The sequence below is a fragment of the Pseudoalteromonas sp. AWH4_217 genome (assembly GCF_056161105.1).
The window spans coordinates 21,563-33,739 of the sequence record NZ_JBSWYM010000008.1 but is presented as its reverse complement, the minus strand read 5'-3'; the positions used below and the strand labels follow the sequence as shown (position 1 = coordinate 33,739).

The following is a 12,177-nucleotide window of genomic DNA, read 5'->3' as shown; positions in this document are numbered from 1 at the left end:
TTTTATTTTGGCGAATTATTGCATTGCTTTGTCTGCTAATTAGGTAATTTTACATGAATGTACCTTTTTAGTAAAAAATGGCAGTAATTAAAATGATTGTTTCAATATTCGAAATAAAAGGCGCGTACCGTTTTGCGCTTGTCGTGAAATTTATGCTAGCGTGATGCTATGCATTGGACCCGAATTAGGGTGAAAAAGTCGTTAGGTCAGGAAGGGAATATGGATTTAAAAAGCACTTTGTGTGCATTGCTTGTCGTTGCAGTGTGGGGAATTAACTTTTCAGTCATCAAATTGGGCCTCGCAGAGCTGCCGCCTATCTTGTTTTCTGGCTTACGCTTTTTGATTGTGGCACTGCCCGCCATTTTTTTTATTCCCTTTCCGAAGACACCGGTGTGGCATGTGCTGGGAGTGGGCTTATTTCTTGGTGTGATTAAGTTTGGCCTGCTGTTTGTAGCAATGGAAAAAGATGCCTCAGCGGGCATTGCATCGTTATTACTGCAAGCCCAGGTGGTGTTTACGATTGTTCTTAGTGCACTGGTGTTAAAAGAGCAGGCAAGTCGTTTTCAGATAACTGGTGCGGTCATTGCGTGTAGTGGGTTTGGTTTGTTCTTTTTGAGCGAAACAGGCAGTGTCACTTTGTATGGCATGGCGTTGATCCTGTGTGCGGCTTTGAGCTGGGCGGTGTCGAATCTCATCATGAAACAGTTAAAGCAAGTTAACTTGCTGCATTTTATGGTCTGGGTCAGTGCTGTGGCGCCACTGCCTTTGTTCGTATTGTCTTATATTCTTGAAAGTAATACACCAGTCACCCTGATCCAAAATACCAGTGCACAATCCTGGTTAGCGTTACTCTACGTTGGGCCCGTCTCCACCTTGCTGGCATTTGCTTTGTGGGGCTGGTTACTGGGCAGACATCGCGCTGCGGCAGTGACCCCGTTTGCCTTGTTGATCCCTTTGGTGGGGATGATAGGGGCCAGTTTGATCCTGGGTGAACAGATAAGCCTGTTCGAGATGATTGGCGGTGCCGTGATCCTCAGTGGTCTGACATTTTCGGTTCTGGGTGAGCGGCTATATCGAGCTGTCTTAGGCAGGGCTGGGTTAAAGCAAGAAGTCAGCTGATAATTATACCTGGCAAAGACGAGGTTTAATTGACCAAATTCTCATGGCAATCCGAATATTATGACAAGGTGAGTGAATTTTGTTCGCCTTGTTACAATCTGCGCTAGACAATTGGTCTAAGTCCCTTGAGTATCCCTGCCCAATGTGAAAAAATTCGACACAATTAAAATCCAGTTAATACCAATTTGCTTAATTAAGTGTTCTATTTTGAGGCGAGAAAATAGGGTCGATAACAAGGCAAAGATTTTGCTATTTAGTTGTTCTAAATGAGAAATTTTTAACACAGTTAGCGTCCTATTTGCTCCTTCAAATTGAACAGGTATTAAGTGAAATGGGTATAACTCACATACGAGGAACACACTATGCGCATTATTTTGCTAGGCGCGCCGGGTGCAGGTAAAGGCACTCAAGCTCAATTTCTAATGGAAAAGTACGGTATTCCACAAATTTCAACGGGCGACATGCTGCGTGCTGCAATCAGCGAAGGCACGCCACTGGGTCTGGAAGCCAAAAAAGTGATGGATGCAGGCCAGCTTGTGTCTGATGACATCATCATTGGTCTGGTAAAAGAGCGCGTTGCAAAAGAAGACTGTGCGAATGGTTTCCTGTTAGATGGATTCCCGCGTACTATCCCTCAGGCAGATGCAATGAAAGAAAACGGCATTGCCGTTGATCACGTTATCGAGTTCGACGTTGCTGACGAAATCATCGTTGAGCGTATGAGCGGTCGTCGCGTACACCCGGCTTCTGGCCGTGTTTATCACGTTGTGTACAACCCGCCTAAAGTAGAAGGCAAAGACGACCAGACTGGCGAAGACTTGATCATTCGTGCCGATGATACAGAAGAAACAGTACGCAAGCGTCTTGGTATCTACCACGACCAGACAAAACCGCTGGTAAGCTACTACCAGTCAGAAGCGGATGCCGGCAATACTCAATACCACAAACTGGATGGTACTCAGGCTGTTGAAGCGGTAAGTCAGCAATTGGCTGAGCTACTAGGCTAAGTTAGCCTTTAGAGTAAATTAAAAAAGCCAGCTTAGATGCTGGCTTTTTTGTGTTTGATTATCAAGCTTTTGCAACCAGGATTGCTCTGAGCGGAGCGGGGTAGCCCTCAATTGTCTTACTGGGATCGTTGGGATCCAAAAAGTCGGCCAGAGATTCGGTCTGCATCCACTCGGTACGTCTTTGTTCATCCAAAGAAGTGATGTCTTTATCCACCACCTTGATGTCTTTAAAGCCCACGCGTTGTAGCCACAACGCAAGCGCATCGCAACTGGGAATAAACCAGACGTTACGCATTTTGGCATAGCGATCTGTCGGCACAAGAACCGTGTTTACATCACCTTCAATGACCAGGGTTTCGAGCACTAATTCACCGCCCGGGCGCAACTGAGCTTTTAGCTGAGCCAGGAAGTCGATGGGGGAGCGACGGTGATACAGAACCCCCATAGAGAAAACGGTATCAAAGGCTTTCAAATCCGGGAGTTGCTCCACACCCAGAGGTAACAGATGGACATTCGGATCTGGATTAAAGTGCTTGATGGCCTGAAACTGACTCAAGAATAAGTCTGAGGGATCAATTCCCACGACAAACTCAGCCCCCGCACCGCGCATGCGCCACAGATGATAGCCAGAGCCACAGCCGATGTCGAGCACGCTGCGGCCATGTAAATCGCTGATATGTGGTAACAAGCGATCCCATTTCCAGTCGCTGCGCCATTCGGTGTCAATGTCGATACCATGAATATGAAACGGGCCTTTGCGCCAGGGCATCATGCGTTTGAACAGGTGTGTCAGTTGCTTCTGATGTCCCTCAGAGAGTGGCTCCTGACGGGTAAAGGACACCTTGTTCTCAATGTCAATCTGATCGGCGGGCAAATCAGGGAGGTTTTTAAGTACCTTTTCCCATTGTGACCAGTCGCCGTGCTGGGCTTCTTTTTGCCAGTGAGTCAGTTGTGCCGGCAGTGTTTCCAGCCAATGGCTGAGAGGGCTTTTCGCAATAGCGGCATAAAAATCGGTAAACCAGGAATTCATAGTCTTTCTCTTATTTAATCGCTACCAGGGAGCAGAAGTTAAAGCACTGATACCACACCTGGGTATGGGCAAAGCCGATCTGTTCCAGGCGCTTTTTGTGGGTGCTGAGGCTGTCGGTGCGCATCACGTTCTCAATGGCGGTACGCTTTTGGCTGATCTCAAGTTCCGAATAGCCATTGTGTCGTTTGAAGTCGTGGTGCAGGTCAATCAACAAATTATCTTTGATGTCGTTCTCACCTTTTATCTTCTCCGAAAGCAGCAGTACGCCGCCGGGTTTCAGCCCCTGGTAAATTTTTTCAAGCACAGCGGCTCTTTGTGCCTGGGGGATAAACTGCAAAGTAAAGTTCATGGCAACAACGCTGGCGTTGCTTATCTCTAACTCGTTAATGTCGCCCAGTTGCACGTCTACCGGTACGTCTGATTTGAAGCCTTTCAGATGCATCTGGCAGCGCTCGACCATAGGCTGGGAGTTGTCTACGGCAATAATGCGGCAATTTTCTTTGTCGATATTGCGACGCATACTCAGGGTGACTGCGCCCAGCGAACAGCCCAAATCATACAGGTTAGAGTTACTCTGGGCGTACTGGCCTGCCAATTTACCCATGGTACTGACTATGGTGGCATAACCCGGCACCGAGCGCTGGATCATGTCCGGAAATACTTCTACAACGTTTGCGTCGAAGGTGAAGTCTCTGACTTCTTGCTCTGTGGCATATATACTGTCTTTGCCCGTCACACTGCTAGTCCAATTTGTCTTACAAAAAAATAATCATGCTATTTTAGCATTTTATACTAGATAGTCAGTGATAAATTGAGTAGCTTGGCTAGTATTAACAATAAGAAGTAAGTTAGAGAACCAACATGGCGAAAAATAAAGTGATCAGCACAGAAGATATCCTATCCACATTATGTCACTCGGTGACAGAGGTTTTATCCTCGGCCAGTGGCAATCAGATTGCCTATTCGGCAATGGTACAGAAGATCACCCGTACCTGTATGCGTCCAGACATTGGTTGTTTTGTTCTGTTTGACGGCGGTTTTACCGGACTGGTTGTCACCAACTTTACCGCGCAGGCTGCGATGGAGGTTTATCAGGACTATATGCGTTCAATGGGGATGCCGGAAAGTGAAATTGCGCAAAGCCACCTATCGGATGATGTATCCAATGTGATGGGTGAGCTAATGAACCAAATCGTTGGTGACTTTACCAGTAAAGTGCGTGAGCAGCTTCATACCTCTATCACACAGAACCAGCCTAAAATGATGGCAATTAACAAACAGGTTCAGATCTCGGTGGATACCACAATGGACAGGCCACAGGCGCGCCGCGTGACCTTTACTACTCAGGGGCAGAACATTTTCTATCTTGAACTGGCAATGGATAAGACCGAGTTTATCAAGCTCCATGACTACGATATTACCGAAGCCGTGGACCCGGATGACATCATTGCAAGCCAGAGAACAAAAAAAGCGGAGTCTGCAAAAAAAGCAGAGACATCAGCTGAAGACGTTGCAGATGACGACTTTATGGCTGACCTTGGGTTATAACGACTAATCTTACCTTTTGCGCAGCGCAGCCAAGCTTATTAAAGGCTGGCTATGCTGCCTCGATCTCCATTTGGGCTCAGGCTCAAGCAAGTTGCGGTACATAAGGCAATAGCAGCGCGTGTGCTTTTTCAAACTCATACCGAGTGATCAAATCGTTAAGTTCATCCAACACCGCTTCAGGCAAATGTGTGTCAGTATGCATTGATGCGACAAGCTCAGTAGCACTTGCATCATAGTCCTGCAGTGCTTTCGCAAGTGCTATCAGCATTTCGTCGGACTGCTCAGACAGAGCGTCAGAGGTCTTATCTGAAAGGCATTTTTCAGCCTCTGCGGTGTGTAAGTTTACATAATTCGAGACTTGCTCATGGCAGTGCCTGATGTACTCCAGCAAATTATCAATCTGTGTTCCGTCTAAGCTGTTATTCTGAAGTTGGGATTCCAGTGCAGCACATTGGCTCGTCAGATGTGTCATAGATAAGTTCGCACTTGCGCCTTTCAGGGCATGGAGAATGTGCTCTGCAAGCTCTGTGTTACCTATGGTGATGGCTTGTTTAAGGTTGATGAGTTCTTCAATCTGTTGTTTCACAAATTTCTCAAGCAGCGAAAAGTACACGTCCCGGTTGCCAGCAGCCCGGTTGATACCGGCCTCGATATCAATCCCCTCAAGTGTGAAGGTCTTGGCCTCTACGCTTGGTGCTTCCAGCTCGTCAGACTCAAGTGGCACTGCTTTTTGAACACCTTCTTCGGCCTCGCTTTGTTTAGCATGCGCCAGTATGGTTACAACCATGTTTTCAACATCGATAGGTTTGGCTATGTGTCCATTCATACCAGCACTCAGGCAAGTCTGTATATCTGCTTGCATGGCATTGGCCGTCATTGCCAGTATTGGCGGCTGGCAGAGTTCGGGCTGTTTGCGAATTGCTCGGGTTGCCTTTAGCCCATCCATTACAGGCATCTGCATGTCCATCAATACTACATCAAATGCGGTCTTTTGTACGGCCTCGAGTGCTTCCTGACCATTATTGGCAACGGCTACATTGGCACCGTGGAATGTCAAAATCTCAACCGCAATCTCCTGATTAACGGGTTGATCTTCGGCCACCAGGATCGTCAGTCCGGATAGCCTGGAGTCTTCGGTGGCACTGGTGGCTGTAACTTGCTGGGGCAGAGGTGCGAGGCAGGCTTGCAGGCAATCGAACACGCTGGATGGATTGATAGGCTTGAGTAAAATACTGGAGATCATGTGCTTTTGGTCGTCTTTCAGTCCGAGCTCTCGGCCGTAGGCGGTGACCAGTACATATTGTCTTGAAGAAGAAAGACGATGTAATTCCATAATGGTATCAATGCCGTCTTTTTGCGGCATATGCCAGTCAACAAAGGCAATATCAAAATGAGGTTGCTGATTTTGTACGTATTCAATACAGGCATCACCGGATGAGAACAGCTTAGAGGCGATGCCAAACTTTTTCAGCATGGCGGCCATGACTTCTCTTGCCAGTGCATTGTCGTCCACAATTAAAGCTATTTTGTCTCTAAAATGTTCAGAAGGCTGGCTAACGAGACGGGTCGTGGTGGCAAAAGGCAGAGGCAGTGTAAAATAGAAAGTTGAGCCTTTACCAGGTTCGCTTTCAACAAAAATTTCGCCACCCATCAGTTTCACCAGATGTTGCGAGATAGTCAGACCCAGACCGGTGCCACCGTATTTACGCGTAATAGATGTGTCAGCTTGTGAGAACGACTGAAAGAGTTTGGTTTGTTGTTCGCTGCTCAGCCCAATCCCAGTATCAATGACACGAAAGAGTAATTTGGCACTTTGCTCATCTTCACTTTGATAGCTGATATTGATCGTCACGTGACCTTGCTCTGTAAACTTAACGGCATTCCCTGCAAGGTTGATCAATACTTGGCCGATCCTCAGTGGATCGCCAATATAATCATTCGCTACATCCGGGTGGACATCAAATATCAGCTCCAGCTGCTTTTCTTCGGCTTTGAGTCCGACGATTGTCGCTACGTTATCCAGCACTTTATCCAGATGGAAGTGGGTGGACTCAATTTCAACTTTACCTGCTTCGATCTTAGAGAAATCGAGAATATCGTTCAGCAGCTTTAGAAGCTGCTTGGCGGCGTTATCTATCTTTTCAACATAATTACGTTGTTTTGTCGTGAGCTGCGTATTCAGTGCAAGATGAGCCATGCCAATGATGGCATTCATGGGGGAGCGAATCTCGTGACTCATGTTAGCAAGGAATTCGCTTTTAACTTTGGCGTTTTTGTCGGCCAGCTCTTTGGCCGCAAGCATATTACGCTCGAGCTCGTTTCGCTCTGTCATGTCTAAAAAGGTCCCAACCACACCACCAACTTCTTTATAGCCATCAAAGAAAGGAGCCTCATGTACTATCAGCTCTCTGGATTCCTGTTGGCCGTTCTTCAGAGTTAACTCGAACTGATGCTGTGTTTGCTGCTCTATGGTGTAATTAGATTTTTGCTCCAGGTAGCCCGTCGTATAGACATCAAACACATCCTGGATCCGCATGCCGGTCACCTCGGCCTCAAACAGGTCAAGAAAATCAAGAAAAGCTCGGTTTACCCCCAAAAAGGTGCCCCGGGTATCTCGGTAATAAGTCGGATTGGGAATGGCATTCAGGATATGCAATGTCATCTCCAGGTGCTGCGACAAGGCCGTTTCTGCAGCGAGCTGTTGCTGCGCGTTTTCACATAACTGAATCTGAATCGCAAGATCTTCACATAGCTGCTGGATACTGTTCTGCTGTTCACTGTCGAATTTATCAATGCTGGCAATATACAGAGCACCCTTCAGCTGATTGTTGACGAGCAAAGGATATAAAGCAGCACTTTTAATAGATATGGCGACGGCACCTGCTTTTAAGTCAAAAGCGGCATCGCCTGAGACTAAGCTTTGCCGCGTCAAAGTTCGACATAATTGAGTGAACTGAATACTCAGGTTATCCAGGCAGGGTGGGCAGCCTATGGTCTGTAATGGGGTCAGTACTTTGTCACTGGTGTCACAAATTGCTACGCTGGGAGCTGCGTAGTAAGTCGCGAAAAATTCCAATGCGAAGCGTCTTAGTTCATCCGGGTCACGACTGTGGCGGATCCCCTGATTAAACATTTCGCGCAGTTTGGCGATTTCCACTCGGTTATGAAGCTTGTCGTAGATCTGACCAACCACATTGGCCAGGCTACTTAGCTCTTCTCCTAGTTGCTCGGGCAAGTGCAGCTGGGCATTACCACTCTGATTGGCGTTGTGCAGTGATTGGTATAAGCGTTTAAGGGGGTCAAAAAGTCTAAAATTGCACCACCACATCCCCAGCAACGTAGCCAGTCCAAGCAATATAATCCCCCATATTGCAAGTTGATTCAGGCGCATGTACTGGCGATCTTTTTCTTTATATAGTTGTGATGTTTGCTGTGAGAATATTACATCCAACTGGTCAAGTTCTGTCGTGATATGTTGCAAGGTGCTGTGATAGTTTGCCAAATTGAAAGGGGCCGCAGTGGCGCTTGGTTGAGGCTGTGCCAGCTCAGCATAGGTTTGTATATAGAGTTGTCTGAGCTCACCGTACAGTGCCGCAAGTTGTGTTGCTGAGGACTCAATAGGCAGACGGGCCAGGGCATGGACCAGGCCAACCGGTTTTTGCATTTCACCTTGCGTTGATAGCTCACCAGATTGACTGCCCTGTGTGAATGTAAATTGCGACTCGTTATAATCACGTAGCAGCTCAAGCCTTTGGGGTTGTGGGTTGTTTAAGTACAGAGCAAGCTGTACTGCGTGATTCTGCGCTTGCTCCTTAAGCTCAGAAGAGACGTTGGCCAATGTGTTAAGGTTGTCTAATTTTTGGCTGGCCGGCTCGAGTTTGGTATAACTTAAAAAGAGTAATAACGCTGAAATAGCTAATATCGACAGTATCACCGCAAAGACAATATTCACTCTTAATTTTACACCCATATACGCCACACTGTTGAGTTTACTAACATAGTAACCATAGTCGCGTGCGGTCATTTCTCAAGCTATGCTTACTGAAAGTGTAAAAAGCAACTAATGAGGGTAAAAGGAATGGCAGACATTTTGGTGGTTGATGATGTTGCAGAAAACCTGCATATGCTTCAACTGATCCTTCGTCAGCAAGGGCATACGGTACTTGCCGCTATCAATGCAGAGGTGGCGCTGAATATAATTCAACGTAAGCCACCAGAGTTGGTGATCACTGATATCAAAATGCCAGGAACATCCGGGATCGAATTGTGTAAGTTGCTTAAGGCAGAAAAGCATACCAGCCATATACCGGTGATTTTTGTCAGCGCACACAGCGACACAGACTGGATAGTAGAAGCGCTTCATGCCGGCGGTAACGATTATATTACTAAGCCTTTTATTCCTGCTGAGATATTAGCCAGAGTGGATACACAGATTAAACTGCTTGATGCACAAAAGAGTGCGGTAAAACAGCAGCTTTCTCAAGTGATGAACGAAATGGTGATTGGCGTAGCGCACGAAATCAATACGCCATTAGGTACGGCCATAACAGCGGTTAGCCATTGTTCAGACACCATTTATAAGCTGGTAAGTACTTTGAAAGAGGGCGAGGTAAGCCTTGATGAGATTACGGATAAGCTGGCAGAGTGTGATACAAGTTTGTCTTTGAGTGAACGAAACTTAACCCGGGTGGCTAAATTCGTGTCTATGGTTAAGCAAATTGCGCGGGTAGAGTGTCCGGTGTCGCCAACCCGGGTGAGCTTGTTTGAGTTTGCGGAGAAAGTACAGTGTGCCTGGTTGAATAAACCGGTCAGCATTGAAATCGTCGTTCATCACGAGGGGGCCGCTCTGTTTGACGGAGGTCTGCTGGCCTCTGTAATAGATACCCTGATTGCGAACTCTCTGTCTCATGGCCGACAGGAAGGTCAGTTGGAAGTACGTATCGGCCTCGGAATTGAGGATACACAATTAATTGTCAGCTACCTTGACAATGGTCTGGGGCTCGACGGTATCTCAGAAGAAGACATGTTGAAGCCATTCGTGACAACTAAAAGAGGTAACACGGGGCATGTCGGATTGAGCGCTTCCGTAGCGGCTAACTTGATTGTGAATGCTTTAAATGGCAGTTACCAGGTGCACGACCGTCAACACGGGCTGGAGTGGCAGATATCTTTACCTGTAGAACCGGTTTGATCTGAGTCAATCTCAGTGATTATTGACAGGGGGGCGGACATAAGTCCTTATCTGAGGCGGTGGATTTCTCTAAGCTCGCGAGCAAGATTTTATCTTAATTCAAAAAGTTAATTTTCAATGTTCGAGTTGCAGTTAATTTCTTGAATTTAAGTCACGTTAAAATATCGGTGGAACCATTATGCAACAGCTACCTACAGTTGACTATCAAGCGCCTGACGCGGCGAAACAATTTGTTGAATCTCTGCGCTCAACGGGCTTTGGTGTACTAAAAAACCACCCAATTCCTCAGGAACTGGTTGAGTCTATCTATAAAAACTGGCAAGAATTCTTTAACTCAGAAGAAAAGCACGCGTTTTTATTCAATAAGGAAACGCAAGACGGTTACTTTCCGCCCGATGTTTCTGAAGTTGCGAAAGGCTTCACAATTAAAGACATTAAAGAGTACTTCCACGTTTATCCGAAAGGTCGTGTGCCTGCGCAACTTGAAGCAGAAATTCGTGAGTACTATCGTCTGGCCAATGAATTTGCGGCAGAGCTATTAAGCTGGGTTCAGGCTGAAGCACCAGAAGACGTGCGTGCTAAATTCTCTATTGATCTGAAAGACATGATCAAAGACTCTGAACAAACACTACTGCGCGTTTTGCACTACCCACCGATGACAGGTGATGAAGAGCCCGGTGCTATCCGTGCAGCAGCACATGGCGATATCAACCTGTTGACTGTTCTGCCTGCAGCAAACGAGCCTGGCCTGCAAGTGCAAAGACAAGACGGCAGCTGGTTAGACGTGCCATGTGACTTTGGTAATTTGATCATTAACATTGGTGACATGTTACAAGAAGCGTCGGGTGGGTACTTCCCATCGACCATTCACCGTGTAATTAACCCAACCGGTAAGGGTAGTGATAAGTCACGTATTTCACTACCGCTGTTCCTGCACCCTCGTCCTGATGTGGTCTTGTCTGAGCGTTACACTGCTGACAGCTACCTGCAAGAGCGTCTGAGAGAGCTGGGTGTAAAATAATATCCACTTATCTTGTTTCTACATTGAATTAATGTAGAGAATAGGTTTTGAAAACGGCGCGAAAGCGCCGTTTTTTGTCATTAAATGTGACAATCTTCGTGTTTACATAAGGTGTCTGCCAAATCCTCCGTCAAAATGCAGAAAAAGGACAATATTCAGTTCCTTGCAAAAATTTTTCTGACAATTAAGCAAAAGTATGCAATATTAAAATTTTTCACACTGCGAAAAAATAATAAAAAACTTAATGACAACGCTGTCATTTGTTGTGTAACATCAAATCAACATGACTGAATACCGGTAGCCTTTGAATGAGGAGGCACCAATCACAACTTTTAGGGGTCGTTACATGATGGCTAAACAGGTTGAACATGACCAGTTATATATAGGTATCGATGGTGGAGGAACTAAATGTCGTGCCACCATATACTCTGCAATACATGGCGTACTAGGCACTGGTCTTGGTGGTCCTGCGAATCCTTTGCATGGATTCGAAAGAACCTTAGAGTCTATCATGGTTTCGACTCAGTTAGCTTTGCAGGATGCTGGACTCAGGGTAGAGCAGGTTCACGAACTCAATGCGGGTTTGGGCCTTGCAGGCGTAAACTTACCGAGCTTATATGACAAAATTATGCGCTGGGATCATCCGTTCAAGCAAATGTTCCTGACAACGGATCTCCATACCGCCTGTATTGGCGCGCACGAAGGAGAAGATGGCGCGGTGATCATCACAGGTACTGGCTCATGTGGGTTTGTGCTGGTGGATGGAAAAAGCGCTAATTATGGTGGGCACGGGTTTGCTCAGGGTGATATTGGCAGTGGCTCCTGGATGGGACTTGAAGCAGTCAAAGCCGTGTTACTGGATCTAGACGGTCTTGGACCAAAGACAGCCTTGTCTCAAGTATTTTTGCAGCATTTTAATACTAACACCGCAATGGGTATTGCCGAGCAAATGGCAGGACAGCCTTCCAGCAGCTACGCCAGGTTGGCCCGCTATGTACTGGATGCCGCGAAAGCCGGGGATCAGCTGGCGCTGGAAATTGTGAAAACCGGGGCCGGTTATGTCAGCCGACTTGCTCACAAACTACTGGAAAACAACCCGCCCAGATTATCAATGATTGGGGGATTATCCGAGCCGTTAAGCCAGTGGCTGGACCCGGAAATTGCAGAGCGGGTTGAGCTGCCTAAGCAGCCACCTGAGATGGGGGCGATTTACTTCGCAATGCAGAGTATTCAACGTCAATCGGAGCACTTGGTGTAATTC

General features: G+C 46.8%; 9 protein-coding genes. 6 read left to right on the top strand and 3 right to left on the bottom strand.

Annotation, left to right across the window (positions count from 1 at the left end; all coding sequences use genetic code 11):
• The first annotated feature begins 219 nt into the window (after nucleotides 1-219).
• Both ACXAH1_RS11390 and adk read left to right on the top strand, forming a co-directional pair.
• A complete protein-coding gene (locus ACXAH1_RS11390) occupies nucleotides 220-1,119 on the top strand; it encodes an EamA family transporter (RefSeq protein ID WP_475196788.1) in 900 nt (299 codons plus the stop codon).
• A gap of 362 nt (nucleotides 1,120-1,481) precedes the next feature.
• Entirely contained in the window at nucleotides 1,482-2,126 is a 645-nt protein-coding gene (adk, locus tag ACXAH1_RS11385; RefSeq protein ID WP_010385354.1) for an adenylate kinase, read from the top strand.
• 61 nt (nucleotides 2,127-2,187) lie between these two features.
• On the opposite strand, the gene cmoB is transcribed toward adk, so the two are convergent.
• On the bottom strand, nucleotides 2,188-3,156 hold the full coding sequence (gene cmoB, locus ACXAH1_RS11380) for a tRNA 5-methoxyuridine(34)/uridine 5-oxyacetic acid(34) synthase CmoB (RefSeq protein WP_475196787.1): 969 nt from the start codon (nucleotides 3,154-3,156) through the stop codon (nucleotides 2,188-2,190).
• A 10-nt stretch (nucleotides 3,157-3,166) separates the two neighbouring features.
• Nucleotides 3,167-3,892: a carboxy-S-adenosyl-L-methionine synthase CmoA gene (gene cmoA, locus ACXAH1_RS11375; protein WP_253044475.1), complete on the bottom strand. Its 726-nt coding sequence runs from the start codon at nucleotides 3,890-3,892 to the stop codon at nucleotides 3,167-3,169.
• A gap of 125 nt (nucleotides 3,893-4,017) precedes the next feature.
• Here cmoA and ACXAH1_RS11370 point away from each other — a divergent pair, with 125 nt between their 5' ends.
• A complete protein-coding gene (locus tag ACXAH1_RS11370) occupies nucleotides 4,018-4,704 on the top strand; it encodes a DUF3334 family protein (RefSeq protein WP_253044476.1) in 687 nt (228 codons plus the stop codon).
• Between the two features lie 82 nt (nucleotides 4,705-4,786).
• Here ACXAH1_RS11370 and ACXAH1_RS11365 read toward each other — a convergent pair whose 3' ends face one another.
• Nucleotides 4,787-8,728, bottom strand: a complete 3,942-nt coding sequence (locus ACXAH1_RS11365; RefSeq protein ID WP_475196786.1) for a response regulator — start codon at nucleotides 8,726-8,728, stop codon at nucleotides 4,787-4,789.
• A gap of 54 nt (nucleotides 8,729-8,782) precedes the next feature.
• On the opposite strand from ACXAH1_RS11365, the gene ACXAH1_RS11360 reads away from it, so the two are divergent.
• From ACXAH1_RS11360 to nagK, 3 genes are all read left to right on the top strand, one after another.
• The gene (locus tag ACXAH1_RS11360; RefSeq protein WP_475196784.1) at nucleotides 8,783-9,895 is read left to right on the top strand and encodes a response regulator; all 1,113 of its coding nucleotides are present in this window, start codon (nucleotides 8,783-8,785) and stop codon (nucleotides 9,893-9,895) included.
• Nucleotides 9,896-10,073: 178 nt separating this feature from the next.
• Nucleotides 10,074-10,916, top strand: coding sequence for an isopenicillin N synthase family dioxygenase (locus ACXAH1_RS11355; RefSeq protein WP_475196781.1), 843 nt, complete (start codon nucleotides 10,074-10,076; stop codon nucleotides 10,914-10,916).
• Nucleotides 10,917-11,262: 346 nt separating this feature from the next.
• Nucleotides 11,263-12,174: an N-acetylglucosamine kinase gene (gene nagK, locus ACXAH1_RS11350; protein WP_253044480.1), complete on the top strand. Its 912-nt coding sequence runs from the start codon at nucleotides 11,263-11,265 to the stop codon at nucleotides 12,172-12,174.
• Nucleotides 12,175-12,177 lie beyond the last annotated feature (3 nt).